The organism is Micromonospora sp. NPDC023814 (assembly GCF_040639595.1).
GTDB lineage: Bacteria > Actinomycetota > Actinomycetes > Mycobacteriales > Micromonosporaceae > Micromonospora.
In genome coordinates this window covers 1-25,993 of record NZ_JBFAAF010000087.1, presented here as the reverse complement: position 1 = coordinate 25,993, position 25,993 = coordinate 1, and the positions used below count along the sequence as shown (strand labels likewise).

20 protein-coding genes are annotated in these 25,993 nt (G+C 69.6%); 13 read left to right on the top strand and 7 right to left on the bottom strand.

Annotation, left to right across the window (positions count from 1 at the left end):
* From AB0G14_RS30700 to AB0G14_RS30690, 3 genes are all read left to right on the top strand, one after another.
* Positions 1-274 (top strand): helix-turn-helix domain-containing protein (locus tag AB0G14_RS30700; RefSeq protein WP_357703391.1); only part of this gene is annotated, 274 nt, incomplete at its 5' end.
* Between the two features lie 10 nt (positions 275-284).
* Positions 285-1,004, top strand: coding sequence for an SDR family oxidoreductase (locus tag AB0G14_RS30695; RefSeq protein ID WP_357703389.1), 720 nt, complete (start codon positions 285-287; stop codon positions 1,002-1,004).
* A 93-nt stretch (positions 1,005-1,097) separates the two neighbouring features.
* Positions 1,098-1,514, top strand: coding sequence for an ASCH domain-containing protein (locus AB0G14_RS30690; protein ID WP_357703387.1), 417 nt, complete (start codon positions 1,098-1,100; stop codon positions 1,512-1,514).
* A gap of 71 nt (positions 1,515-1,585) precedes the next feature.
* Here AB0G14_RS30690 and AB0G14_RS30685 read toward each other — a convergent pair whose 3' ends face one another.
* Positions 1,586-3,889, bottom strand: a complete 2,304-nt coding sequence (locus AB0G14_RS30685) for a hypothetical protein (protein ID WP_357703385.1) — start codon at positions 3,887-3,889, stop codon at positions 1,586-1,588.
* Positions 3,890-4,157: 268 nt separating this feature from the next.
* Between AB0G14_RS30685 and AB0G14_RS30680 the strand changes: the two genes are divergently transcribed.
* The 9 genes from AB0G14_RS30680 (at position 4,158) to AB0G14_RS30640 (ending at position 15,142) form a co-directional block, all read left to right on the top strand.
* Complete coding sequence (locus AB0G14_RS30680; RefSeq protein ID WP_357703383.1) at positions 4,158-5,330, top strand: sensor histidine kinase; 1,173 nt, start codon at positions 4,158-4,160, stop codon at positions 5,328-5,330.
* Positions 5,327-5,989, top strand: a complete 663-nt coding sequence (locus AB0G14_RS30675) for a response regulator transcription factor (protein WP_357703381.1) — start codon at positions 5,327-5,329, stop codon at positions 5,987-5,989. Before AB0G14_RS30680 ends, AB0G14_RS30675 begins: the two co-directional genes overlap by 4 nt.
* Positions 5,990-6,219: 230 nt before the next feature.
* On the top strand, positions 6,220-6,642 hold the full coding sequence (locus tag AB0G14_RS30670) for a DUF6223 family protein (RefSeq protein WP_357703379.1): 423 nt from the start codon (positions 6,220-6,222) through the stop codon (positions 6,640-6,642).
* A 438-nt stretch (positions 6,643-7,080) separates the two neighbouring features.
* A complete protein-coding gene (locus tag AB0G14_RS30665; protein ID WP_357703393.1) occupies positions 7,081-8,223 on the top strand; it encodes a D-alanyl-D-alanine carboxypeptidase in 1,143 nt (380 codons plus the stop codon).
* Between the two features lie 48 nt (positions 8,224-8,271).
* Entirely contained in the window at positions 8,272-8,784 is a 513-nt protein-coding gene (gene yidD / locus AB0G14_RS30660; protein WP_357703377.1) for a membrane protein insertion efficiency factor YidD, read from the top strand.
* A gap of 254 nt (positions 8,785-9,038) precedes the next feature.
* Positions 9,039-10,427: a zinc metalloprotease gene (locus tag AB0G14_RS30655; protein ID WP_357703375.1), complete on the top strand. Its 1,389-nt coding sequence runs from the start codon at positions 9,039-9,041 to the stop codon at positions 10,425-10,427.
* Positions 10,428-10,610: 183 nt separating this feature from the next.
* The gene (locus AB0G14_RS30650; RefSeq protein ID WP_357703373.1) at positions 10,611-11,822 is read left to right on the top strand and encodes a cyanophycinase; all 1,212 of its coding nucleotides are present in this window, start codon (positions 10,611-10,613) and stop codon (positions 11,820-11,822) included.
* A 203-nt stretch (positions 11,823-12,025) separates the two neighbouring features.
* Positions 12,026-13,276 carry a serine/threonine-protein kinase gene (locus tag AB0G14_RS30645; RefSeq protein ID WP_357703371.1) on the top strand — a complete coding sequence of 417 codons (1,251 nt, stop codon included), beginning with the start codon at positions 12,026-12,028 and terminating at the stop codon, positions 13,274-13,276.
* Between the two features lie 75 nt (positions 13,277-13,351).
* Entirely contained in the window at positions 13,352-15,142 is a 1,791-nt protein-coding gene (locus tag AB0G14_RS30640) for an extracellular solute-binding protein (protein ID WP_357703369.1), read from the top strand.
* Between the two features lie 170 nt (positions 15,143-15,312).
* Here the strand turns inward: AB0G14_RS30640 and AB0G14_RS30635 are convergent, their stop codons facing one another.
* Genes AB0G14_RS30635 through AB0G14_RS30610 form a run of 6 tightly spaced genes read right to left on the bottom strand, consistent with a single transcriptional unit; the run spans position 15,313 to position 23,744 of the window.
* Positions 15,313-16,794 carry an ABC transporter substrate-binding protein gene (locus AB0G14_RS30635; protein WP_357703367.1) on the bottom strand — a complete coding sequence of 494 codons (1,482 nt, stop codon included), beginning with the start codon at positions 16,792-16,794 and terminating at the stop codon, positions 15,313-15,315.
* Positions 16,795-16,850: 56 nt separating this feature from the next.
* Positions 16,851-17,702 (bottom strand): ATP-binding cassette domain-containing protein, encoded by an 852-nt coding sequence (locus AB0G14_RS30630; protein WP_357703365.1) that lies wholly within the window; start codon positions 17,700-17,702, stop codon positions 16,851-16,853.
* Positions 17,703-17,746: 44 nt separating this feature from the next.
* Positions 17,747-19,531 (bottom strand): dipeptide/oligopeptide/nickel ABC transporter permease/ATP-binding protein, encoded by a 1,785-nt coding sequence (locus AB0G14_RS30625; RefSeq protein WP_357703363.1) that lies wholly within the window; start codon positions 19,529-19,531, stop codon positions 17,747-17,749.
* Entirely contained in the window at positions 19,518-20,504 is a 987-nt protein-coding gene (locus AB0G14_RS30620; protein WP_357703361.1) for an ABC transporter permease, read from the bottom strand. The genes AB0G14_RS30625 and AB0G14_RS30620 overlap by 14 nt, the downstream gene beginning before the upstream one ends.
* Before the next feature lie 50 nt (positions 20,505-20,554).
* On the bottom strand, positions 20,555-22,039 hold the full coding sequence (locus tag AB0G14_RS30615; protein ID WP_357703359.1) for an ABC transporter substrate-binding protein: 1,485 nt from the start codon (positions 22,037-22,039) through the stop codon (positions 20,555-20,557).
* Positions 22,040-22,067: 28 nt separating this feature from the next.
* On the bottom strand, positions 22,068-23,744 hold the full coding sequence (locus AB0G14_RS30610) for an ABC transporter family substrate-binding protein (protein ID WP_357703357.1): 1,677 nt from the start codon (positions 23,742-23,744) through the stop codon (positions 22,068-22,070).
* A 349-nt stretch (positions 23,745-24,093) separates the two neighbouring features.
* Here AB0G14_RS30610 and AB0G14_RS30605 point away from each other — a divergent pair, with 349 nt between their 5' ends.
* Positions 24,094-25,539 carry a PLP-dependent aminotransferase family protein gene (locus tag AB0G14_RS30605; RefSeq protein WP_357703355.1) on the top strand — a complete coding sequence of 482 codons (1,446 nt, stop codon included), beginning with the start codon at positions 24,094-24,096 and terminating at the stop codon, positions 25,537-25,539.
* The last annotated feature ends 454 nt before the right edge of the window (positions 25,540-25,993 follow it).

The following is a 25,993-nucleotide window of genomic DNA, read 5'->3' as shown; positions in this document are numbered from 1 at the left end:
CAGCGCGTTGGCCGACGAGCTCGGCGTCAGCCGGCGCAACCTCGAGCTCCGGTTCCAGCGACAGATCGGTCTGTCCCCCGGAACTGTCACCAGGATCGCTCGCTTCCAGCGCGCCCTGCACATGCTCACCCGGTCCGCCGGCCTGCCGCAGACGGCGGTCGACTGCGGTTACGCCGACCAGCCGCACTTCAACCGTGAGGTCCGCGCCATGTCCGGCCTGACCCCGACCGAGCTGTGCGCATTCTTTCAATACCGGGAGCCCTCCCCCGGCTAGCGTCCCCGGCATGAGGTTCAACGGTAAGACCGCACTCGTGACCGGCGGTTCGCGGGGAATCGGCCGGGCGATCGTGCATCGGCTCGCCCGCGAAGGCGCAACGGTCGTGTTCACGTACAAGGAGAATCGGGCGGCGGCCGACGACCTCGTCAGCCAACTCGCCGGCACGATCGCCGTCCGCGCCGACCAGGAGGACCTCACCAGCATCTCGGCAATGTTCCAGCCGGTTCGCGACGGCTTGGACATTCTCGTCAACAACGCCGCTGTCAACCCCCGGGCGCTGATCGCGGACATCACCGAGGACGAGTTCGACCGAGTGTTGACGGTCAACACCAAGTTCCCCGTGCTGGCCATGCGCGAAGCGGCGCCGGTGCTGCGCGACAAGGGCCGCATCATCAACATCTCCACCCTCAACACGGTGGTGCCGGCACCCGGCCACTCCCTCTACTGCGCCAGCAAAGCCGCGCTCGAACAGTTCACAGCGGTCGCCGCCCGAGAGTTCGGCGCCCGTGGCATCACCGTCAACACGATCTCGCCCGGCGCGACCGACACCGACCTGCTGCACGCCGCCAACCCTCCGGAGGCGCTGGCCCAGACCGCCGCCGTCACCGCGTTGCAACGGCTCGGCCGGCCCGACGACATCGCGGCCGTGGTCGCCTTCCTCGCCGGGTCCGACGCGCAGTGGATCACTGGGCAGAACATCCGTGCAACAGGCGGGCTGCTCGTCTGAGCTCGACGCCGACGCGGAGCCCTGCCGGGTGGTTGTCCGGTGCCCACCGGAAACCCGGTGAACGTCGGCGGACACTGCACTACCCTCGTCCGGGTGATCGCTGATCTGCCCTCGTTCGAATTCGCCTTCCCTGGCCCGCTGCGCGACAAGTTGGTCGCTGCCGTGCTCGACGGGACCAAGACCGCCACCACCGGCCTGCTCCAGGACTACGAGATCGACGGCGAGCCGCTGCCGGTGGTGGGCACCCGCGCGGCTGTGGTCGACTCCGCCGGCCGCCGGGTCGCAGTGATCGAAGTGACCGACGTGCGTGTCAGCCGACTTGGTGACGTCGATTTCGACCACGCTCGCGATGAGGGCGAAGGGGACGACTCGGTTGCGGCCTGGCGAGCCGGACACGAGGACTACTGGCACGGAACGGACTACCGAGGCTGGCTGGGCAGACCGGACTTCACCGTGAACGACGACACCCCGGTCGTGCTGGAGCGGTTCCGCCTCGTCGCGAAGCTCTGACCTCCACGCCTGAAGGAAAGTCCCGCTCGCTGCCCGGTCGCACCACCACGATATGTCCGGGAGGCGACGCGTCAGGTCAGGGTCGGTGTGGCGGCGGACGCGGTCAACGTCGCCCGCCGTCGCTCGACCTCGGCGGCGAGCGAATCCGGGTCGCAGCCGGCGAGGTGGTCGCGGATCAGCAGATGGATAAAGCGGTATTCCCCGTCGACCTTGGTCAGCAGGCTCCGGTCGACCGCGAGACGGAGGTACCTGCGCCGCCACGGGTCCGGCTCCCCCGCAACCGCCATGCACACCCGGGCGTACACGCCGTTGACCAGCAGCGCTCCGGCTGTCGCCGGCCAGAGAGCGAAGAGCGCGCCCGCGAACCAGCCGGCGAGCGGAGACCAGAATGGTGCCGTCCACCCCGGGGCCACCAGCAGAGCCGCGGGGACAACCGCCACGTGCGCTGCCAGGCAGGAGGCTGCCAGCCAGGTCAACCAATGCCTGCGGGGCTCGATCGACTCGGTCACGGGGGTGCCGACGGCGGGCTCCAGTTCGGTGCACCATGCGAGGGCGGCCACCACGGTCAGCCAGGCGGGCACCCCGACGGCCCAACCGACCAGGGCGGCCTCGGAGAGCCCGAAGGCAGCGATCGGCGGTACGGTCAGTGCCGGACCAACCAGAGTCCACAGGATCCTGTATCTCCGCTTTCCCGTGAGGAGCACGCTCACCACACCGACGACGGTTGCGCGGTTGTGGAGCGGCGCCGCGAGTACGGCGGTTTGCCCGACTCCGATGGCGACCACCGTGACGGCGAGCGTGAGCCGGGACTGGTCGGCGACGAGCCGCGCTAGCCACCACAGCAGCAGAAAGACAACAAGGTTGCCCGCCGCCACCGCCACCCACCAGGCCGCCAGCGGCAGCCATCGAGGCGCCACCGGGCCCGACCGGGCCCGCCTGGTGTAGGCGGTGATCAACCAGACGACGCCACCGATGGTCATGGCGCTGAGCAGTCCGGCGAGCAGGCTCGTCTGCGAGGTCAGCGCGACGAGGGTCACCACCGCGCAGGAACCACCCGTGGCCGGCCCCACCCAATCCCGGCTGGCGGCACGAACGACCGGGGTGACGACGTACGGAACGGTCGCCGGGCTGAGAGCTGGCACCGTCACCCCGGAGTTCATCTCGGTGGCGGCGACGGCAAGGGTGCGCACACCACGCAGGGCACGGCCAGGATCTACCGTGCCGGATCCCCGGCGGGCGAGTACCTCCACCAGGTAGGCGTCGAACAGCAGACTTCGTCGCATGACCGGATCCTGTTCACCGGTCGCCATCTCGACCGGCCGGTCACCGTAGGCGAGGGCCATGATGTTGAGCATGAGCGGCGAGGTCAGCAGCTCCCACAGTTCGGGGTCTTCGCGTAGGGCGTCGAGCACACCGTTGAGCCAGGGGCTGACCGTGGTGAAGAAATCCACCACCTGTTCCTCGTTGAGCGGCCGGATCAGCACCGCCCCCTGCAGGTGCAGGCGGGCCGACAGGGTCTCGTAGTCGGCGATGCGGCTGCAGACGGCAAGCCGGGTGACGCCCCACTGCTCCTGAAGCGCGTTGATCTCCGCCACGCACCGGGCCCGGTCGCCGTCGCGGACCTCGTCGAGCCCGTCCAGCAGCAGGATCAGCCGATCGGTCTCCAGCCACACCCGGCCCACCTTGTCCGGGATTCGGTACCGCTGCCGAAGACTGTCCAGCAGCCACTCGACGAAATCCCGTGGGCCGCTGTCCCGGGTACCCACGAACGGCAGCAGAGGCGGCCGGGACCGCGACCAGTCGGCGAGATCGACCACGACGGGGATCGGGGCCCTGACCTCCGCCGGGGACGATCGAGCCTGCTCGACCAGCGCCCTGGCCAGAACGAGCACCTGGGTCGTCTTGCCCGCACCGGGCGCTCCAAGGATGAGCATCGACTCACCCATCTCGTCGAACACGCCCAGTATGTCGTCGTCAGCCCGAAGGTGGTGTTCGCTTCCGCTGACCCGCTGGACCAGATTCGTGGGAGGCAACACGGCGGTCGGCTGCTCGTCCAGCGCCAGGGCCACCCGCACCTGCTCGGCCAGCGACCCGCGCATCCGCAGCTCGACATAGCGCTGCACCTGGTCGAGGGCACGGGTGTCGTTGCGGGGATCGTCGGGATGGCGCGCCGAGATCCGGCTGGCCGGGGGCCTGCGGCTCCACGCTTCGACGGCGACGACGCTGACGATGCCAGCGATCGCGGCAGGCCACAGCCAACCATCGAACGGCTTCAGCCACGCCGGGAGACTGCCCCCGGTCTCGACGTTCACCGCCGTCGGGACGATGACCGCGAGGACGATCGTGGTGACGGCGACCTGGAGTACCCGCAGCAACCCACCCGTCCCATCTCAGCACCGCACGGCCGGACAGGGCGATTCTGTCACCGAATGTCTACTGTGAGCGAGCCGCCATCCGGCCCCGATGCTTGGTCGACAGCACGCGCGGGCAGGCCGACGGCGCCGGCTCCGATCACCGCCGCGGTGGTACGGGGTCGCTCTGGCGCCCCCAGACAGGTGTCGAGCGCGGGCCGCCGCCACCTGGAGCGCACGCCCGCCGGTCGGAGGTTCTCCCGGCCAGTGCCGGGAGGCTAGGCTTCGGCGCATGTCGAGGTGGCGATGGCAGGGCCGTCCGGCGAACATCGCCCTGGTGCTCGTGGTGGGCCTGGTGGCCCTCGTCGGCCTGGTGGTGCAGTCGCGTGGCATCGACACCGCCGCTGAACGGGCGGCGCTGCTGGCCGTGCTGGCCTCTTCCGGCGCGCTGTACGTCCGCCGCCGCCATCCGGTCGCGGTGGGCGTGGTGGCGCTGGCCGCCGTCGGCGCGTACGGAGCGTTGCTGCACCGGCCCGGGCCGATCATGCTGGTGTTCGTCGTGGCGCTCTACACCGTCGTCGACGAGGGGCACCTCGCAGTCGCCATCGGGCTCGGTCTCGCCTCGGTGGTCGCCTTCGCCGTCGCGGACAGCTACAACAGGACAGCGAACAGTGCGAACGGGGCGACGCTGCTGCACGCCGGCTGGCTCATCGCGGTCATCGTCGGCGTGACCCGCAACCGCCGGGCCTACCTCGCCGAGGGACAGGCCCGGGCGCTCGCCGCCGAGCAGCGGACGGAGGAGGAGGCCCGGCGCCGGGCCACCGAGGAGCGGCTGCGCATCGCCCGCGAGCTGCACGACGTGCTCGGGCACCACCTCTCGCTGATCAACGTGCAGGCCAGTGCCGCGCTGCACCGCCCGGACCCCACCCGGTCCGCGCAGGCCCTCACCGCGATCAAACAGACGAGCAAGGAGACGCTGCGCGAGTTGCGGACGGCTCTCGGAATACTGCGGCAGGAGGGCGCGGCGCCGACCGCGCCCGCACCCGGCCTGAATCGCCTGTACGAGCTGGTCACGGCGGCCGGCCGGTCCGGATTGGAGATCCGCACCGAGCTGACCGAAACCCGGCCGCTACCGCCGGAGGTCGACCTGGCGGCGTACCGGATCGTCCAGGAGGCGCTCACGAACGTGACCCGGCACGCGGGCGCGGCCGCCGCGGTGATCCGAGTCCGGCCCGACCACGACGACGTGCTGGTGGAGGTCGAGGACGACGGTACCGGCGCACCGGGCCCGCCCGGCAACGGGATCCTCGGCATGGGCGAGCGGGCCCAGACGTTGGGCGGTTCGCTGAGCACGGGCCCCGGGCCGGACGGCGGCTTCCGGGTGCGCGCCCGCCTCCCGCTGCGGCCCGACCCGGTGCCGGCGGGAGCGCCGGCGCTGCGATCGGAACCGGGGGACGCGGCGTGATCCGGGTGCTGCTCGCCGACGACCAGACCCTGGTACGCGCGGGGTTCCGGTCCATCCTCGATGGCGAGGACGGCATCGAGGTGGTCGGGGAGGCCGCCGACGGTGCCGAGGCGGTGCGGCTCGCCCGGCAGCTGCGGCCGGACGTCGTCCTCATGGACATCCGGATGCCCGTGCTGGACGGCCTGGCCGCCACTCGGGAGATCGCCGCGAGTTCCGATGTCCGCGTGGTCATCCTGACCACCTTCGACCTGGACGACTACGTCTACGGCGCGCTGCGGGCCGGCGCGAGCGGCTTCCTGGTCAAGGACACCGAGCCGGCGGAGCTGATCCACGGAGTGCGGGTGGTGGCGCGCGGTGACGCACTCATCGCGCCGTCGATCACCCGCCGGCTGATCTCCGAGTTCACCGCCCGGGCCACGCATCCGGACCCGGGACCGCGGCTGAGCGCGCTCACCGAGCGGGAGCGTGAGGTGATGGCGCTGGTCGCCGCCGGCCTGTCCAACGACGAGATCGCGGCGCGGCTGGTGCTGAGCCCGGCGACCGCGAAGACACACGTCAGCCGGATCATGACCAAGGCCCAGGTCCGGGACCGGGCCCAGTTGGTGATCCTCGCGTACGAGTCCGGCCTGACCGTCCCCGGCTGGCTCGCCCGCTCCTGACAACAACCTCCGGGCACGCCGGGTGCCTGGCGGTGTGGCTCGTCGAGCCTGCCTGCGGGGGCGAGTGGGCGGTTGCGCCGGTAAGGGGGAGACACAACCGCAGCGGTACGACGCCCCGAGCGCGTACAACCCGGGTGGTAGGCCCATCGGCAACTCCGGCATGACGACCCGGAGCCACGCTGGTACATACGCTGCCGCCTGTACCCGTCACGCGACCGAAGGGGTCCTCGATGTCCATCCGCCACATGCTTGCCGCCGCCGCAGCCGCCCTGCTCGGGGCGTTCGGACTTGCCGCACCGGCGGCTGCGCACGTCTCGGCCCAGCCGGCCGCCGCCAGTGTCTACACCATGAGCGCCGGGCGAATCGGGGCCAGCGTGGCCGCCGTGCTGGGGCTGACCGGCGTGATCATCGGCGCGCTCGCTCTGGGCCGCCCCACCAGTCGCATCGGCACCGGCAACGGACGCGGCGGAGCCACCGTGGCCCTGGTGGCGGGGCTGATCGGCATCGCCCTCGGTGGACTGGTCGTGGCCACCTCCGACAGTGGCATCGGCACCGGCAACGGGCGCGGCGGAGCCTACGTGGCCCTGGTGGTGGGGCTGATCAGCATCGTCCTCGGTGGGCTGGCTATGGCCCGCACCCGCCGCACCGGCTGACCCGGCCCTCGCGCCGCCGCCCGGGTGCGCCCGCCCGGCTTTGGGCAGCCGGCTTCCGGCGGCGGCGTACGGCTGTGAAACGGGACGCTACCCGCCTCTGAGCAGCGCAAACATGGAGCCGCAGGTGGGAGTGGGTGCCGTTTCGGGCGGTGCCGTTGGGTGCTGTCGGTCAAGCGCGGCCCGCCGCTCCCAACCTGCTCTGCCCTCATCGGCAGAGAATGGGACGTTCGTGCACAGGTAGAACTCTCTTGCAGGGAAGACAACCTGGCGACGTCATCTTGGAGGAAGCCCGGGGCCGCTCGCGGTCACCGCGACGTGCTTTCTCCAATCGCGCCGCACCCGCCTCTGTGACGATTACCGTACGTTAACGTGACTGACTTTAGGGTTACCGCCTTGACGCTCAGCGCGCTTTTGGTTCTGCCCGCTGGCGCGCTCGTCGTGACACCAACGCCGGCGGTAGCCACGCCGTACGTGCCATGCCCCGCCGTGAAGCCGTCGGTTCCTCCGCCCGCCATGCCGTCTCCCCCACCGGTTGACCCCGCGCAGCGGGCGGTCGGGGGGCAGGCGCTGGCGACGCCAGGACTGGCCATCCCTGCGGATGCGCCGAAAGCTCCGGCAGTGACCGCCACCGCGTGGCTCGTGGCGGACCTCAACAGCGGTGAGGTCCTGGGTGGGTGCGGCCCCCACGAGCACCGAACGCCAGCCAGCGTGCAGAAGCTGCTGCTCGCGGCGTCCCTGATGCCCCGCCTCGATCCGGCCGACATCGTTCAGGTGACCCGGGCGGATCTGCACGATCTCGATCCGGCGAGTTCGCTGATGGGGGTGGTCGAGGGCGGCCGGTACTCGATCGAGAGCCTGTGGCTGGGGCTTCTCCTCAAATCGGGGAACGACGCGGCCAACGTGCTGGCTCGCGTCGGCGGCGGCGCCGCCGGCAGGCAGGGCGGAGTCGACGCGATGAACGACGAGGCGCAGCGGCTGCGCGCGAACCAGACACACGCTGCGACGCCCTCCGGCTTGGACGGCCCCGGCCAGTACACCAGCGCGTACGACCTCGCGCTGATCGCGCGAACCGTCTTCGCCCGCGAGGACTTTCGGCGCTACATCGCCACCGAGGTGGCACAGATACCGGCACGGCCGGGAAACCCGGCAATCGAGATCACCCATGACCAGACGCTGCTGGGCCACTACCCCGGGACGCTCGGAGGGAAGACGGGCTTCACCGACCTGGCTCGGCAGACGTACGTCGGCGTAGCCGAACGCAACGGGCGACGGCTCGCGGTGACCCTGCTCGGGGCGGAGACCGCGCCGCTGGGGAGTTTGGGTGAGGCGGCAGCGCTGCTCGACTGGGGCTTCGCTCTTCCTGCCGGCGCGTCCGTCGGCCGCCTGGTCGCACCCGAGGAAAAGAAGCACGACCGTCCCGTGGTCCCCGTCAAGGGCGAGCAACACGGCGGGGCCGGGGAATCGTCGTCCCTGTCCGTGCCCGCCGGTCTCGGCCTCGGCGCCGCCCTCGTGCTGGCAGTCCTGATCCTGGCGGCCCCACGGCGGCGCAATGATGCACGGGGTGAAGGCGGCCAACGGTAGGGAGTCCCCCGGCCGGACGCCTTGCCCGGGCCAGGCATGATCTCACCCATGACGATCAACAGCGCCGGCCACTCCGGAAGCCAGGGGCCCTGCCGCTGCCGTAAGCCGACCCACTGCCACGCCGTGGGCCACTGCCACAGCGAGGTCGGCTCCCGTCGTCAGGGACCCGGCTGCAAGGGCCGCAAGGGGGCCCTGGACTCCTGTGGCGACGACCCTTGCAGCAGCCCGGGCTGCTGCGACCTCGGCCTCTTCTCCACCCTGCTCACCCTGGGCGCCGCGATGGCGGGCGCCACCGGCGGCCTGGCGCCCGCCCGGCAGGGCCGACTGGCCGGCAATCGGCCGGGAACCCTGGACCGGGCCGGTCTCGCCGCGATCCGCGGCTACCGCCGCTGGCTGTCGCACCGCTGGCCCGGGCAGTGCCGGTACACCCCGACCTGTAGCGCGTACGGACTCGCCGCCGTCGACCGCTACGGGCTGGCCGTCGGCGGGCGGCTCGCGGCGGCCCGGCTGCGCCGTTGCCGGCCCGAGGTGCCGCTCGGAACCGCCGACCCGCTGACCTGATCCGGGGCCGCCGGGTGAGCAGCTGTGGTGACCCGCAGGCACCACCCCGGCCAGACGGGCCGCTCCGGGCGGCCAGCGGGCGCCAGCGCCTCGGACACCGCACCGTCGCCGACGTTGGCACAGGCTGGAACCCTCGTTCGAGGGCGGCGGAAGACACATGGGCCACCTGCTCGCCGACGGCGGCAGAATCACCCACGTGCCCGCCCATCTCCACATCCTGGCTGACCGCACCAGGGCCGACGGGGAGGCCGACCATGGCTGAGCAACCACGACTGACCTTCGAACAGGCCAACACCATCTACGACATCCTCGTCCGCCACGCCGGCGCCGACGAGACCGGCCGCAGGGACTTCGTGTTCGCCGAGACCTACCCCGGCTACCACTACTGCGATCTCTACCGATTCCAGGGCGCCCTCGGCTTCGGCGGCACGTTCTGGCACAAGAACGGCCGCTGGTACGTGACCACCGGCCCGGAAGACATTGCGGGGCTGCACCCGGCCCGCGGTGCCGGGTTACTGCCGGTGGACGCCGGGGCACCGGCGAGGCTTGCTCTTTCGGGGCCTGTTGTCACCGCCGGTGGCGTGTTCTCATACCGAGACGACGATGTCTGTGAGCAGGTCGGGGCGACCCTCGTTCGTCCCGCTCCACGACCCCATCCCCCATGCGTGAAAGGTGCAACGATGCACAGGAGACTGACGTTCCAACTGGCAGTCCTGACCGCCACCGCGGCGACGTTCCTGGCGGCCGGTGGAGCCTCCGCGGCGGTGGGCACGGCAGCGTCCGTGACCGCCTCCGCGGGTGTCGCGGAATGCGAGCCGGGTGCCGAGGGGCACAGCGCGGCGCGGGTGAGCGAGGGCGCCACGGCGCAGGAGCCGGAGCTGTATTCCAAGAACGAGGCAAACGCCTACGGCGTGATCAAGGACTCGCCGCGCCTGCCCAACGGCAGCGTCACCGTGCCCACGGTCTTCCACATGGTCTCCGACCACCCCCTCAGCGCGGCCGAGACGAACAGGTGGAACACCCTGATCGCGGCGCAGATGACGGTGCTCAACGACTCGTTCGCGGGCCGCACCGCGGCGAACGCCTCCGACACGCCGTTCCGGTTCTCGCTCGTCGACACGACGTGGACGGTGAACAGCGACTGGTACACGGTCGTGCCGGGCAAGAACGAGCGGGACATGAAGCGTGCTTTGTACACCGGCGACTCCCGCACCCTGAACGTGTACGCGGCGAACATCGGCGGCGGGCTCCTCGGCTGGGCGTACTTCCCGAAGGGTTACAACAACGGCCGGGACTACATCGACGGCGTGGTGATGCTCGACGAGTCGATGCCGGGCGGAACCGCGGGCAAGTACGCCCTGGGTGACACCCTGACGCACGAAGTCGGGCACTGGCTGATGCTGGAGCACACCTTCGCGCACGGGTGCTCCGCTGCCGGCGACTACGTCGCGGACACCCCGCGGGAGGCGGCGCCGCAGTTCAACTGCCCGGTGGGCGCGGATACCTGCACGGCACCCGGGCTGGACCCGGTCCACAACTTCATGGACTACACGCAGGACGCCTGCATGAACATGTTCACCCCGGGACAGGCGGACCGGATGAGCGACGCCTGGGTGGCGTTCCGGGCCGGCGGCGCCAAGTAACCACGCACGTGTCGGGGTTGGCGGGCCGCGGTCGGCGGCTCGCCAACCCCCTTTGTGTACGCAGACCGAAGCGCTACCGAAAGGCCCCTCACCAACGGCACCCCCTGGGTGGCAGGTAGGCGTCGCGGAACAGGAATCGACGTTCCTTGACGCCTGTCCGGCGGCTGTCTAGCGTCGGTTGCCATGACCCGGCCCAAGTTCCTGCCACTGCTCACCGCCCTGATCGTCGCCGCGGCGGCGGCACTGCCCGGCAGTGCCGCCGCCGCCAACCCCAGCCGATCGGCGAGCGGACCGGGGGCGGTCATGCTGATCGGCGGCGCTCTCGCCGACGACAACAGCGCCGTATACGGGGAGTTCGTCCGGCAGGCCGGTGGCTCCGGAGCGCGTATCGGCGTGCTGAGCGCGTCCTCGGCGTCGCCGCACTGGGCCGCCAACCAGGTGGGCAAGGTCCTCGAGCGGTACGGGGCGGCGGAGGTCACCTGGATCCCGGTGAGCGTCAAGAAGAACGGCAGCGGCGACGACGCGGCGAACGCGGCGCTGGCCGCGTCGATGACCGGGTTCTTCTTCGCCGGTGGCGACCAGTTCCGCTACGTGCAGTCGATGATCCACGCCGACGGCTCCGACGGTGCGGTGCTCGCCGCGATCCGGCAACGCTTCCAGGCCGGCGCGCCGGTCGCGGGCACCAGCGCCGGCATGCAGATCTTCGCCGGCCCCGACATGATCACCGGAGGGTCGAGCTACTACGGGATCCGCGACGGGGCGCACACCGGCTACTACGACACCGACGAGATCCTCGGCTACTGGCCCGCCGGTGGCTTCAACTTCTTCACCTCCGGCCTCGTCGACACCCACTTCGACGCGCGCGGGCGCAACGGGCGGTCGCTCCGGCTCGCCGCCGACACCGGGCACGACCGGGTGTACGGGGTGGGTGAGAACACCGCGCTGGTGGTCACCGGGGCGGGCACGGCGAGCGAAACCGCGCGGGTCGTCGGCACGAACGGGGTGTCGATCATCGACCTGCGCTCGGCCCAGGTCGGCACAGTCGGCGGGCACTGGTCGATCAGCGGTGTCCGATGGAGCTACCTCACCGACGGCGACAGCTACGATCCCGGCCGGTGGCAGGTCACGAAGGGCGCGACGAACACCCCCGCCTCGCCGCACGACCGCGCGGCGGCACCGCCGTCGACCGACGTGTTCGGCTCGTACGCGCTGCGCGACGCCGCCCTCGACCTCGCCGATGCCGGGCGGTCCACCGCGACGACCGGCACGACCGCGGAGACCGGTCCGCGTTTCGCGGTCGGGTTGGCCAAGGGCGCCTCGTTCCTCGCGTACACCGCCGGCGGGGCCGGCCCCGCGTCCTTCACCGACCTGACGGTGTCGATCCAGGCGGGCTGAGCCACCGGGGAGCAACACACTCGCGCCCGGTTTCCGCCCATCCTGACACGCACCAGGGCGAGGGCCTCCAGCGCGTGCGGAACGCGCCAGCGAGGTCCAGCGCCTGCCCGGTCGGACAGCCTCGGCTGTGCGGTGCCGGCATGGCACGATACTCGGTGTCCTCCGCCGCCGGGTGGTCGGGACACGACGTTGATGGAGTCGGGATGACAGGACTGGCCGGCGCACCGATGCCGGGGCTGACCCCACTATGGACGCACGACCCGGTCACCGCCGGCCCCTACCGGCTGATCGGCCGCCTGGGCGCGGGCGGGCAGGGAGTGGTCTACCTCGGTGAGGACGACCAGGGCCACCGCGTCGCGGTCAAGATGATCAACATCGACCTGCGCGACCCCCGGGCCCGGTCGCAGTTCACGAAGGAGATCGCCGCAGCTCGCCGGGTCGCGCCGTTCTGCACGGCGCAGGTGCTCTTCGCCGAGGTGGACGGCGAAACGCCCTACGTGGTCAGCGAGTTCATCGAGGGACCGACCCTTCACCGGTACGTCCGCGAACACGGGACGGTCAACGGCAACGCGCTGCACCGGCTCGCCGTCGGCACTGCCACCGCGCTCGCCGCGATCCACCGATCCGACATCGTGCACTGCGACCTCAAGCCGGACAACGTGGTGCTCGGCCGGGACGGCCCCCGGGTGATCGACTTTGGCATCGCCCGCGCACTCGGGGTCACCGAGACGGTGACCAGTCGGGTGATGGGGACGACCGCGTACATGGCCCCGGAGCGATTCCGCAACGACGCGGTCGGCCCGCCCTGCGACGTCTTCGCCTGGGCCGCCACGATCGCCTTTGCCGCGAGTGGCCGGCCGCCGTTCGGCAACGACTCGCTCTTCGCGGTCATGCACCGGGTCCTGAACGACCCGCCCGACCTGCCGCCGCTCCCCTCGGACCTGGAGGAACTGATCCGGGAGTGTCTGACCAAGGAGCCAGCGGACCGGCCGGCGGCCGAGCAGGTGCTGATCCGGCTGCTCGGGCAGGACGTCCGGGTCAGCGGTCGGGTCCGCCAGGAGAACCTGCTCCAGATGGGTAACGACACCGCCGGCGCGCCGACGACGGACGAGCCGCGGCCCGCGTCGGCGACGGTGCAAGCCCAGCCGACACGGGTGGCACCGAGGCAGGCCCGACCGACGACGCCGGACCAGCCGTCGGCATCGACGTCGGACACACCCGCCGCGGCGTCCCGCCCGGGCGAGGGCTGGGGGCGGCGGCTGCGCCGTGAGTCCGTCGACGCCTGGGGCGTGTCGACGGCGATCGTCCTCGGCTCGGGGGGCGCGGCCGCCGGCTACGTCGCGTCGAGCACGGTGGGCGTGGCCGCAGCGACGGGGACGGCCACCTTCGTCGTGGTCTACCTGGTCCGGCTGCTGGTCGCGGCGGCCCTCGGCGACCGCTCCGACCACCTCTGACGACCGGTGCCGCTCCGGTGGCGCTGGACCGATAGGTTGACTGCCATCAGTCAACCGTCGAGGAGGACAATTCCGATGGCCCCAGCCCCGCCGCGTACCCGACAGTGGTTGCCGTACACCGCCGCCGTCACCATCGGGTTGCTGGTCATCGTCGGGGCGTTCGTGCTGGTCCGGCAGCGGGACGCAGGCACCGACCGGCCCCGCGCCGACTGCACCACCAAGCTCGAGGTCAACTCCTCGACGGAGAAGGCGGCGCTGCTGGTCGAGTTGGCCGAGCGGTACAACGGCAGTGACCGGTCGCTCGACGGCGGCGGCTGCGCCCAGGTGCACGTGAGTGCCCTGAACTCGGGCAAGGCCGCCGAGGCGCTGGGCGCCGGCTGGAGCGGCGTCCACCTGCCCGAGCCGCAGGTCTGGTTGCCGACGTCGAGCCTGTGGACCGGTCAGCTCCGGTTGTTCGACCAGGCCGCCGGGCGAGCGCCGCAGACCCCGGACCGATACCCGTCGATCGCCAACAGTCCCCTCGTGATCGCGATGCGACAGCCGAAGGGCGAACTGGTACGCCAGCGCGGGGCGCTGGGCTGGGGGGACATCCTCGGCCTCTCCGGGCGGGAGGGGTGGGCCAGCTTCGGTAAGCCGGAGTGGGGCCGCTTCACCTTCGGCAAGGACAACCCGAACCTCTCCACGTCGGGGCTGGCGGCGACCATCGCCACCTACTACGCCGCCGCACAGCGGTCCAGCGACCTGACCCGGTCGGACCTGGTGGACCCGAAGGTGACCCAGTTCGTCCGGCGGATCGAGGCCAACGTGTCGCACTACAGCGACGACGTGGTGGACCTGCTGCGGGACCTCGCCGAGGCCGACCTGGCCGGCGGGGGCGGGAGCACGGACGACATGAGCGCGATCGTCATGCAGGAGGAACTGGTCCACCTCTACAACGAGGGGAAGCTGAGCCCGACGCACGACGGCCAGGAGCGGGGCCAGCGGCCGAACGTCCCGCTGGTCGCCGTCCACCCGAAGGAGGGCACCTTCAACCTGGACCACCCGTTCGTGGTGCTCCCCTCCGCCGACGAACGGCAACGCGTGGCGGCAGACGACTTCCTGGCCTTCCTGACCGAGGACGCCCAGCAGAGGAGCTTCGCCCGGCTCGGCTTCCGGGACCACGAACGCCGGGCCCCGGCGGAACTGCTCGCCAGCGTCGGCGCCGAGCCCACCGGCGGGCTGACCTACTTCGAGCCGCCGGATCCGGCCGTGGTCAACGCGATGTTGGACGGCTGGAGCACGCTGCGCAAGAAGGCCAACATCCTGATCGCATTGGACACCTCCGGGTCGATGCAGGCGGCAGTCGGCGACCGTACCCGTTTCCAGGTCGCCTCGGCGGCGGCGGCCAAGGGACTCGCGCTGCTCAACGCGGAGGACCGGGTCGGGCTCTGGTCGTTCTCCTCGGAGACGTCGAAGCGGCCCGACGGCCCGTACCGGGAGGAGGTCCGGCTCGGTGACTTCGACCAGCAGCGGATCACTCGCCGAATCGCTGGCCTGCACGTCGAGGGGGGCACCGCGCTGTACGCGACGGTCCGGGCCGCCCACGGGCACCTGCTCGACCGGTACGACCCGGAACGGATCAACGCGGTCGTGGTGCTGACCGACGGCAAGAACGAGTACGGTCGGGACAACGACCTGGCCCGGTTGCTCGCCGATGTCGCCCTGGATCCGCGGCGCCCGGTCAAGGTCTTCTGCATCGCCTTCGACCGGGAGTCGGACTTCGCCACGCTGGACCGGATCGCCAAGGCGTCGTCGGGCAAGGCGTTCGACGCCACTGACCCCGCCAAGATCGACGAGGCATTCGTGAAGCTGGTCAGCAGCTTCTGACCGCCGGTACGACGCTGGAGCGTCTCGACGCCGACACGCCGTCCGACCTCAGGTCGGGCGGCGTGTCGACTGTTCGTCGATCAGCTTCAGCGGGGCACAACCGGCACCTGCGCGCCTGCGGCACGCGCGTCACCGAGCTGCTCGACGCCCCACCCGGGCGTCGTCGTCGGTCAGGAGACCGGCCTGATGCGCCCCCAGTGCCACCAGGGTACGGAGAAGCCGATCTGGTCGGCCCAGCCGAAGAACTTCTCGCTGCGCGGGTAGTAGGTGCCGTACCAGAACAGCGGCACCCACTCGGTGTCCCTGGCCCACACCGCCTGCAGGCGCCGGTAGTGCTCGCGGCGCTCGTGCCTCGTCGCGGCGGTCCGCGCGGCGATGTAGGCGCCATCCACCTCAGCATTCCGGTGCAGGCCCATGTTGTTCCGCCCGCCGGAGGAGTACTTGGTCGCCGTGATCTCCGGATCCGGCGCCATCGACCCGCCGACGATGATCAAGTCGAAATCGTGTTGCTTGCGTACCTGGCGGGACCAGTCCACCGACGACAGGCCGGCGAAGCCCACCTCGAACCCGACCTCGCCCAACTGGCGCGCAACCAGCTCGGCCAGTGGTCTGTGGCCGTGGAACAGGTCCATGTAGAACATCGACAGCCGGGCGCGCACTCCCGACCGGTCCGCGGTGACACCGGCATCGTCGAGCAGGGCGCGTGCCCGTTCCGGGTCATGACCGGGCGCCTTGGCGTTCGGGTTGAAGGCCCACGAGGATCCGAGCAGGTAGTGGTCCCATGCCTGGGAGACCCCCGGATCGCCCAGGTGGGCGATCTCGTCCCGGTTCACCGCGTACGCGATCGCCTCACGCACCCGCCGGTCCTGCCACAACTCGCGGCCGTGGTTGAAGTCCAGCAGCGCCATGCCCGGACCCTCCCGCTTGAGGATCTCGACCCCGGGCACCCCTTCCACCAGGCCCAACCGGTCGCGGGTGAGGGTGTCCTGGGGAACGATGTGGGCCTCGCCGCGGGCGACCATCCGGACGCACTCGTCCCGGTCCGGGACGATCTTCAGGATCAGCCGGTCGATCTGCGGCCGCGGGCCCCAGTGGTTCTTCACCGCCTCCATGATGATGTGCTCGCCGGGGACCCATTCCGCGAGGCGGAACGGGCCGGAGCCGACCGGCTTCAGGTTGTGCGGGTTCGTCGCCCAGTCCGTTCCCTCGTACAGGTGCCGGGGCAGGATGTGCGCGAAGATGAAATTGCCGAGCAGGACGAGGAACCCGGCGTTCGGGGTGTGCAGGTGGTAGTCGACGGTGTGGTCGTTGACCGCGACGATGGTCTCCACATCCGTCAGGAACATCGCGCCCTGATAGCCCATGTCCTTGGCGTGCAGATGGGTGTAGACGACGTCGTGCGCGGTCAGCGGCGTGCCGTCCTGCCAGCGGGCCGCCTGGTTGAGGTGGAAGCGCCACCGGCGCGACCCGTCCAACTGTTCCCAGTGCGTGGCCAGGTCGGGAAACGGGTTGGTCTCGTACCATTCGTTCAGCACGACCCGGTTGTAGATGTTGTTGCAGGCCAGATAGCCGGCGCTACCCGTCACGTTCCGGTACACATCGTTGAACTCCACCGCGTCATGCGGCGTCGCCACCACGAAATCGACAGACATAGGCACGTATCTCCGTTTCTGCGCAATTCGACAAGTAGCTGGCTGTTCGGCGGTCGCTAGCGAAGGTCGCCATGCGGGCAGGGCGGCAGTCCGTCGGATTCCGTCGGCCACCGGCGCTGCAGCATTCGGGGCTTGGCTCGTTCGATCCGCGGGTCGGGCACCGGCACGGCCGCGAGGAGTTCCCGGGTGTACGGGTGCTTCGGCTCGCCGATCACCTGCTCGGTCGCGCCCAGCTCGACCATCTGCCCGCCATACATCACGCCGACCCGCTGGGAGATCTCCGCGACGACGGCAAGGTCGTGCGCCACGAAGAGGTAGGAGACCCCCCGCTCCCGCTGCAGCTCCTTCAACAGGCCCAGGATCGCCGCTTGGACCGAAACGTCGAGTGCGGACACCGGCTCGTCCAGCACGATCAGCTTCGGATTCAGGGCCAGCGCGCGGGCGATCGCGATGCGTTGACGCTGACCACCGGAGAACTCATGCGGAAACTTCCGCAGGCTGGCCGCCGGCAGCCGCACCTGATCAAGGATGGTCAGCGCATGCCGGCTGGTCGCTGGCAGGCCATGGATCTGCGCCGGCTCGGCGAGAATGTCCGCCACCGTCATCCGCGGATCCAGCGACGTGTACGGGTCCTGGAACACGACCGACAGCTCACGCTGCGACGCGCGGGCACTCGCGCCCTTGAGCTGGGAGACATCCTCGCCGAGGAACAGCACCCGACCCGCGGTCGGCCGCTGTAGTCCGAGGATGGTTCGTAGCAGTGTGGTCTTACCCGAACCTGACTCGCCGACGATGCCGAGGGTCTCCGCTGGGCCGACCGAGAACGAAGCCGAGCAGAGGGCGTGCACGACGGACCGTCCGCTCCGACGGGCGGCGCGCGGCGCACGGAAGTGCTTCACCAACTCCATGACCCGCAACAGCTCGGCGGCCTCGCCGGGGCGCGTCTCCGCACTCATTTCCCCTCCACCGCCTTGCCTGTGAGCCGTGGGGCCAACGACAGCAACTTCCGCGTGTAGTCCGATCGAGGGTCGTCGAATATGTCGAAGACGTCCCGTTCTTCGACGATCTCGCCCTGGTACATGACGGCGACGCGATCGGCGATACCGGCGACGAGGGCCAGGTCGTGGGTGATGAAGAGCATGGCCGCACCGGTACGCTCCCGAGCCACCGCGAGGGTGGCCATCACCTGTGCCTGCACCGTGACGTCCAGGGCGGTGGTCGGTTCGTCGGCGATGATGAGATCCGGGTCGTGCACCATCGCCAGGGCGATGGCGATCCGCTGGCGCATGCCGCCGGAGAGCTGATGGGGATGCTGGTCGAGGCGGGCCTCCGCATCCTTGATGGCCACGCTCTCCATGAGTTCGACTGCCCGCCGCCGGGCTTCGTCGCGGCTGACGGCGCCGGCCAGCTTCATCGAGTCCTCGAACTGGGCGCCGATGGTGAGCACCGGGTTGAGGGTGGTGGACGGATCTTGCAGGATCATCGCTATCCTCCGCCCCCGGTACGTCCGCCACTGTTCGAAGCTCAGGCCGGTGAGTTCGTCGCCGTCGAAAACGACCGACCCGGTGCCCGTCGCGTTGCTGGGAAGCAGCCCCACCAGCGACAGCCCGGTCAGTGACTTTCCTGATCCCGACTCGCCGACGAGGGCGACCACCTCGCCCGGCTGGATCTCCAGGCTGATCGAGTCCACCGCCACCTGCCCACCGAACCGCACGGAGAGGTCGGTCACCTTCAGCAGGGCCTCTCCCGCCCCTGCCATCTCCCGCACGGGCAGCTCCCCGCGGCGGCGACGGCTGGCGGCTGAGCGAGGTTTCGCCAGTGGGTTGGTGGGCGAAGACTTCGGGTTGAAGGCGTCCCGCAACCCCTCCCCGACGTAGTTGACCGCCAGCACGATGGTGATGATCAGGAAGCCCGGGAAGTAGAAGAGCCACGGCCGGGTCAGCACCGCCGATTGCGCGTTTGCCACCAGTAGGCCCAGCGAGGTGTCCGGTGGCTGCACCCCGAACCCGAGGAAGGACAGGCTGCTCTCGGCGAGAATCGCCACGCCGAACATCAGCGTGCCGGCTACCACGATGTGGTCCGAAACGTTGGGCACCAGGTGCCGGAACATGATCCGGGCCGGGCTCGCCCCCATCACCCGCGCCGCGTCCACGAAGGCCTGCTCGCGCAGACTCAGCACCACGCCGCGGACCAGGCGGGCGACCGAGGTCCACATGAGCGCCCCGAGGACCAGCGCGAGGCCGAGCCAGGAGACTCCCCGGCCGGCGACCAGCGATCCCAGGAACGCGGCCAGGGCGAGGGTGGGTAGCGTGAGCACGAGATCGACGGCGCGCATCACGGTGGCGTCGACGAGGCTGCCGAAGTACCCGGCCGTCACGCCCAGGACCACGCCGATCACGCAGGCGACAATGGTGACCGAGAAGGCGATCAGGAGCGACTGCTGCATGCCGCGTAGCACCAGCGCGAACAGGTCACGGCCCAGGGTGTCCGTACCCATCGGGTGTTGCGGTGACGGCGCCTGCGACAGCTCGGACGTGATGTCGGTGTAGTGGTACGGCCAGAGCGGCGGGACGATGACGGCCGCGAGGATGACGACGACGAGTATGCCCAGGGCGACCATGCCCACCCTGTGCCGGAGAAACCGGCGGGCGGTGACGGCCAGCCTCGACGTCCCGGGTTCACGCTCCGTCGTGCCGGGTTCGATCGCCAGATCTTTGGTCAGCTCAGGACTTGGCATAACGCACCCGCGGATCCACGAGGCCGTACAGGATGTCGGCGAGAAGGTTGAAAACGACCACGGCGGTCGCGGCGATGAGCAACCACGCGAGGACGGCGTTCGTGTCGCGCAGCGCGATCGACTCGAGCAGGAACCCGCCCATGCCGCGCCACTGGAAGACCGTCTCGGTGATCACCGCGCCGGAGAAGACGACCGGAAGGTCCAGCGCGACGATGGTCACGATCGGGATGAGCGCGGGGCGGACCACGTACGACCCGACGATGCGCCGGCGGGACAGCCCCTTGAGCACGGCGAACCGGACGTGGTCCCCGGCCAGTCCCTCCGCCACCGCCGCGCGTTGGTAGCGGCTCCAGGTCGCGAAGTGCACCAGGGCCAGCACGATCGTCGGCAGGACCAGGTGCCCGGCGATGTCCCCGGCCAGGGGCAGTATGCCCTCTGGTCGGGGCACCGACGCCTCCCCCACGGTGTAGAAGATCTGGTAGCCGGTCAGGTTGTTGAGCCCGATCCCCCACTGTTTCAACAACACTGCCAGCCAGAACGACGGCAGCGCGAGGAGCACGAACGCGGCCGGGGTCATCATCAGGTCCGGCCAGCGACGCTGGTGAAGCGCGGACACCGTGCCGGCGATCAGGGAAAGCACGAGCGCCAGCACGATGGCCAGCAGGACCAGGCGCAGGGTGACCCCGACCCGGGTGCCCAGCTCCGCCCCGATATCGCGGGTGGCGATCGTCGACGGACCGAAGTCGCCGGTGAGCACCCCGCCGAGCCAGGTCAGATAGCGCAGCGGTAGCGGCCGGTTCAGTCCCAACCGTGCTTCCTCGGCGGCGATCACCGACTCCGGGACCGGCGGTTGCCGGTCCCGGAGCTCGGCCAGCGGATCTCCCGAGACCGAGATCACCGTGAAGATCACGATGGAAGCGAGCAGCAAGACCAGGACGGCGCTTGCCAGCCGTCGAAGGATCAACCGAATCATGTCTCCGCGCCTCCTCTCCTCGGGAAGATCTGCCTGTGGTTACCGCGGGTTCAGACCGCGCGGATGCGGCCCCAGTGCCACCAGGGCACGGAGTAGCCGAGCTGGTCGGACCAGCCGTAGAACTTGCGGCTGCGGGCGAAGTAGGTGCCGTACCAGAACAGCGGCACCCATTCGGTGTCCCTGGCCCAGATCTCCTGCAGGCGCCGGTAGTGCGCGCCGCGTTCGGCGAGGGTGCCCGCGGTGCGTGCGGCGAGGTAGGCGGCGTCGACGTCAGGGTTGTGGTGCTGGGCCATGTTGCCCTGGCCGCCGCTGGTGTACTTCGGGGCGGTGATCTCCGGGTCGGGCGCCATCGATCCGCCGACGATGATCAGGTCGAAGTCGTGGGCGCCGGTGATCCGGCGGGCCCAGTCCACGGAGGAGAGTCCCTCGAAGGTGACGTCGAAGCCGATCGCGCCCAACTGGCGGGTGATCATCTCTGCCAGTGGCTTGTGCCCGTGGAAGCTGTCCATGTAATACATCGAGAGCCGGGCCCGTACGCCGGAGGCGTCGGCCGTCACGCCGGCCTCGTCGAGCAACGCGCGCGCCCGTTCCACGTCATGGCCCGGCGCCTTGGCATCCGGGTTGAACGCCCACTCCACCGAACCCAACAGGTAGTGGTCCCACGCCTGTGAAACTCCCGGGTCGCCAAGTTCGGCGATCTCCTTCCGGTCCACGGCGAGGGCGACCGCCTCCCGGACCCGCTGGTCCCGCCAGAACTCCCGGCCGTGGTTGAAGTCCAGCAGCGCCATTCCCGGCCCTGGATCACGCAGCAGCTCGATGTCCGCCGTGGCGCCGTCGAGCAGGTGCAGCCGGTCCCTGGTCAGGGTGTCCTGGGGGAAGAAGTGAGCCTCGCCGCGGGCCACCATCCGGACGCACTCGTCCCGGTCCGGGACGATCTTCAGGACCAGTCGGTCGATCTCCGGCTGCGGCCCCCAGTGGTTCTTCACCGCCTCCATGACGACGTGCTCGCCCGGTATCCATTCCGCCAGCCGGAACGGGCCGGAGCCGACCGGCTTCAGGTTGTGCGGGTTCGTCGCCCAGTCCGTTCCCTCGTACAGATGCCGGGGCAGGATGTGGGTGAAGATGAAGTTCCCCAGCAGGACGAGGAATCCGGCGTTGGGCGTGTGCAGGTGGTAGTCGACGGTGTGGTCGTCAACCGCGACGATCGTCTCCACGTCCTTCAGGAACCGGCCGCCGGTGTATCCCATCTCCATCGCGTGCAGGTGGGTGTAGACGACGTCGTGCGCGGTCAGCGGCGTGCCGTCCTGCCAGCGGGCCGCCTGGTTGAGGTGGAAGCGCCACCGGCGCGACCCGTCCAACTGCTCCCAGTGCGTGGCCAGGTCCGGGAACGGGTTGATCTCGAACCACTCGTTGAGAACCACCCGGTTGTAGATGTTGTTGCAGGCGATGTATCCGGCACTCGCGGTGGTGTTGCGGTAGACGTCGTTGAACTCCACCGCGTCATGCGGGGTGGCCACCACAAAGTCGATGGTCATCTGAGTCCTTTCTCGAATGATTGCGCGACTACTTGCGCAGACCCCACTGCTCGACATTCATGGTGGTTCCGTACTTGCTGGGGTTGATGAAGATGTTGGCGAACTTGTTCGGGTGGACGGCCATCTGCGGGCTGGCGAACAGCGGCAGCACCACACCGTCGGACATCAGGGTCCGGTCGAGTTCGTTCATCAGCTCGACCTGCTTGCGCGGATCGAGTTCGGTCGCGGCCGCCGCCAGGACCCGGTCCGCCTCGGCGGACGAATAGCCGAACGAGCGGGCCGCTCCGGTGCCGTACCACTGCTGCAGGGACAGCGCACCCAGGTCGAGTGCCGTTCCGGTGGCCATGAGGTCGAAGCTGCCCGAACGCAGCGCCGGCGAGTAGCGCGAGCCGTCGGCCGCGTCGATGGCCACGGTGATACCCAGTTGCTTGAGTTGGGACTGGGCGATCTGCGCGAGCTCCATGCGGAGCACGTCGGTGGACAGGGTCAACATCTTCAGATCGCGCAGGGGCTTCCCGTCGGGGAGGATCAGCCTGCCGTCGGTCACGCGATATCCCGCCTTCTGCAGGATGTCGAGCGCGGCCTTGCTGTCGCCCTTGCCGATGTTGAGCTCGTCGATGTTCTCGCGGTAGGCGTCGACGCCGCCCACCTTCTGCCCGGGGACGTACGTGCTGCTCTTCATGGTCACCAGGTCCGGCGCGTACTGGCCGACCGTGCGCTTACGCATGTCGTCGAGGTCGAGCCCGGTGGCGATCGCCTTGCGCAGGGCCGCGTCGCTCATCACGTCACCGGTGGTCTTCATGCCGAGGTGGAAGTAGGTGAGCGTCGAACCGACCTGAACGGTCATGCCGTTCATGGCCTTCACCTGGTTGACGGTGTCGAGAGTCGGGTTCTGGTAGACCAGATCGATCTCACCGTTCTGCAGCGCCGTGATCTGCGCGCCCTGGCCCGAGATGTAGCGCGTCGTGATGGTGTCAAGGTTCGCCGGATCCCCGTACCACTTGGGGTTCTTGACCATGGTCATCGAGACGCCGTCCTGGTAGTCCTTGATCAGGTACGGCCCGCCCGAGAACTTCGGCACGTTCTTGCCGAAGCCTTCGTTGAAGGAGGTCGCCAGGTCCCCGTAGGTCTCGGCCACGTGCGCCGGCAGGATGTAGTTGAACAGGGCCTGCCACATCGCGAACGGTTTCGCGTAGGTCATCGTCACCGTCTTGCCGTCGCTGCTGGTCTCGACAGAGGTGATCAGCGAGTAGCCTTCGGTGAACGCGGCCTTGCACCCGGCGCACTTCTTCGGGTCCTGCACCGCCTGGGTGTACTCGAAGTCCTTGCCGGTGATCGGGGTCCCGTCCGACCAGACGGCCTTCTGCTGGATCTTGTACTCGACCTTCATCGGACTGGTGCCAACGACCTCGGCGGACTCCAGGAGCGCCTTGTTGAGCACCACGCTGGTGTCGGGGTTGGTCAGGAACGGGTGCGGATAGAACGGCCACTGCTGCTGGCGCTGGCCGGTGGTGTCGCCGGCGGCGGACAGCGGGTTCCAGTCCACCGGAGCGCTGGTAGCGGCCAGGGTCAACGTCCCGCCGGCCGTAACCTCGCTCGCGGCGGCCGGCGTCTTTGACTTGTCATCGTCGATCTTCGTGCAACCTGCGGGCCCGACCAGCGCGGCGAGCGCGACAGCGACCACGAGGCGTCGAGAGGCTTTCACGGGCACACGTCCTCTGGTTCAAGTAATGGGGTACGCGACGTCGTGTGGCTGATGTTCGACTCCGGGGGGCGGTTGCCAGGGTGGCTGGACTCCGCGGCCAGGACCCTCAAAGTTCGAGGTCAACGCCGTAGAAGCTAAGTTCGGCTTATGTTCCGGTCAACATTACAATGTCTATGGACATATCCTGGCCGCCTCGATGATCGGCCCCGCACCCACGGGCCGGCGCCCCCCGTGGCCCACACCTGGCGACTACAGTCACCACCCGGCACGCCCACCCTGCCGACCGCGGCGCTTGATGGTCGACGGCGTCGACCCTCGGGCGCGTTTCGCTATTCGGAGGACACCAACCGTGACACCACCAGCGCCGCTGGACGGCCAGGAATGCATGCGACTCATCCAGTCGCGGCTCACGTTGCGCACGACCAACGCGTTGGCCCGGGCGATCCTCGACCTGATCGCGTCCGGCGACCTGCCGGCCCAGTCGCAACTGCCCACCGTGCGGGATCTGGCGGCCAAACTGGGGATGAGCCGCTCCTCGGTAGCGCAGGCCTGGAAGACGCTCAGCTCCCGGTACGTCATCGAGACCCGGCGCCGCGGCGGCACCTTCGTCCTCGGGCCGCCGCAGCCGCCACGGGCCAGGCGATTCGACAGCATGGTGCGCACCTCGTCGACGATGCCCATCGATCTCGGGAATCTGCGAAGGGATGACCTGCCCCCTCCGGACCTGGCACCCGCTCTCGCCTACGCGCTGAGCAACCGGGCGTTGCACAACACCTTCGCCGATCCGGTCGCCCCCGAATTGGCGGAGGCAGTCCAGCCATACTGGCCGTTCGAAACCAACCATTTTCTCGCCACCCACGGGATCATCGACGCCATCGAACTGGCGCTTGCCGCCGTAGTCCGCCCGGGCGATCGGGTCATCATCGAGTCACCCACCCAGGCACGAGTGCTCGACATCCTGGATTCCATCGGTGCCACCACGATCCCCATCGAGTACCGATCAGGCGGCCCAGATCTTGATCAGCTACGGGTTGCGCTGATCAGCAAACCAACCGCAATGATCTACCAGCCCAGCGGTAACGCGCCGTCCGGACTGACCGTCAGCGACGAGTGGATCGCGGGGGCGGCTTCCCTGCTCCAGAATGAAGCATTTCCCATCTTCGAACTTTCGCAGACCGCCCTCATGCGGTCCGCACAGCGGTCTCTGGCGACCCGCCTTCCGAGCCGTGTCGTGCACATGCAGGCCTACAACTTCTTCTTCGGCGCCGACCTGCGCGTCGCCGTGGTAGGCGGCTCGCCGGAGTACATCGACATGATGTGGCTGCGACTCACCTACTCATCCCGCTGGGTCAGCCGCGTCCTGCAACTCGCGCTAGCGTTCCAGTTGACGGACGTGAATGCGATACACCAGACGAACGACTTCATCGCGGAATGCAAGCGAAGGCATTCCGAATTCAGCCAGGCCCTCACCGGACGCGGATTCGACCTCGAACCGACCGAAGGACCCCACATCTGGCTGCCAGTCCCCGACGAGCATTCGGTCTGCACCCGACTCAGTCGGCATGGCATCGTCGTTCATCCCGGCAGCTTCTTCCATGCCCACCCAGCCACACAGCATCATGTGCACATCAACGGAACCGCACTGGTCCACGGCATCGACGAAATGGCCCAAACGATAGCCCAAGCCTGCCGGATGCCCACCAAGGCAAAAGAGGACTCCCCAGCCCCTGCCAGACCCGATCCGAGTCGAGACCGGTCCTCAACTCCTTGGATGACCGCCCGAACACCGCGCTGAGATATCCGCTGCTCCGCGCGAACGCCGACAGCGCCAGGGTGCCCGCCGCAGTCCGGGCACCCGGCGCACCGCGGATCGCAGCAACCGCGACCGCCCGCCCGGCCACTGACGGAGCCGCGTAGATCGGACCGGACGTGTGGCACGTCCGGCTGTCCCGCCGGGGCCTGACGGACGGAACCGAGACCCGCCGACGGCCTCCATCGGGAAACAGCGACAACGCCGGATGATCTCGGGACCTTCGGCACGGTTGCGCGGCGCGGCACATCGCCACGATGGCCGGGACGCCCGTGTGCGGTTGCGTCCCGGAGCAGTTGCGGGCAACGTGGGCCGCCACGGCGATCTATCGGAGGAATGAGGCGTATGTCGCGAGCCACCGAGAGTGCAGGACGGGCGCTGCTGACCGTGGGCGGCCTGGTGCGCCGGGCCGAGGTGTCCGCCGACGGCCGTACGCTCC

What these genes read in the sequence shown, in the direction of transcription:
- AB0G14_RS30620 (WP_357703361.1), bottom strand. Translation starts at nt 20,504, where the DNA reads ATGATTCGGTTGATCCTTCGACGGCTGGCAAGCGCCGTCCTGGTCTTG.
- AB0G14_RS30640 (WP_357703369.1), top strand. Translation starts at nt 13,352, where the DNA reads ATGGCCCCAGCCCCGCCGCGTACCCGACAGTGGTTGCCGTACACCGCC.
- AB0G14_RS30635 (WP_357703367.1), bottom strand. Translation starts at nt 16,794, where the DNA reads ATGTCTGTCGATTTCGTGGTGGCGACGCCGCATGACGCGGTGGAGTTC.
- AB0G14_RS30625 (WP_357703363.1), bottom strand. Translation starts at nt 19,531, where the DNA reads ATGCCAAGTCCTGAGCTGACCAAAGATCTGGCGATCGAACCCGGCACG.
- yidD (WP_357703377.1), top strand. Translation starts at nt 8,272, where the DNA reads ATGACGATCAACAGCGCCGGCCACTCCGGAAGCCAGGGGCCCTGCCGC.
- AB0G14_RS30680 (WP_357703383.1), top strand. Translation starts at nt 4,158, where the DNA reads ATGTCGAGGTGGCGATGGCAGGGCCGTCCGGCGAACATCGCCCTGGTG.
- AB0G14_RS30615 (WP_357703359.1), bottom strand. Translation starts at nt 22,039, where the DNA reads ATGACCATCGACTTTGTGGTGGCCACCCCGCATGACGCGGTGGAGTTC.
- AB0G14_RS30695 (WP_357703389.1), top strand. Translation starts at nt 285, where the DNA reads ATGAGGTTCAACGGTAAGACCGCACTCGTGACCGGCGGTTCGCGGGGA.
- AB0G14_RS30650 (WP_357703373.1), top strand. Translation starts at nt 10,611, where the DNA reads ATGACCCGGCCCAAGTTCCTGCCACTGCTCACCGCCCTGATCGTCGCC.
- AB0G14_RS30645 (WP_357703371.1), top strand. Translation starts at nt 12,026, where the DNA reads ATGACAGGACTGGCCGGCGCACCGATGCCGGGGCTGACCCCACTATGG.
- AB0G14_RS30630 (WP_357703365.1), bottom strand. Translation starts at nt 17,702, where the DNA reads ATGGAGTTGGTGAAGCACTTCCGTGCGCCGCGCGCCGCCCGTCGGAGC.
- AB0G14_RS30670 (WP_357703379.1), top strand. Translation starts at nt 6,220, where the DNA reads ATGTCCATCCGCCACATGCTTGCCGCCGCCGCAGCCGCCCTGCTCGGG.
- AB0G14_RS30655 (WP_357703375.1), top strand. Translation starts at nt 9,039, where the DNA reads ATGGCTGAGCAACCACGACTGACCTTCGAACAGGCCAACACCATCTAC.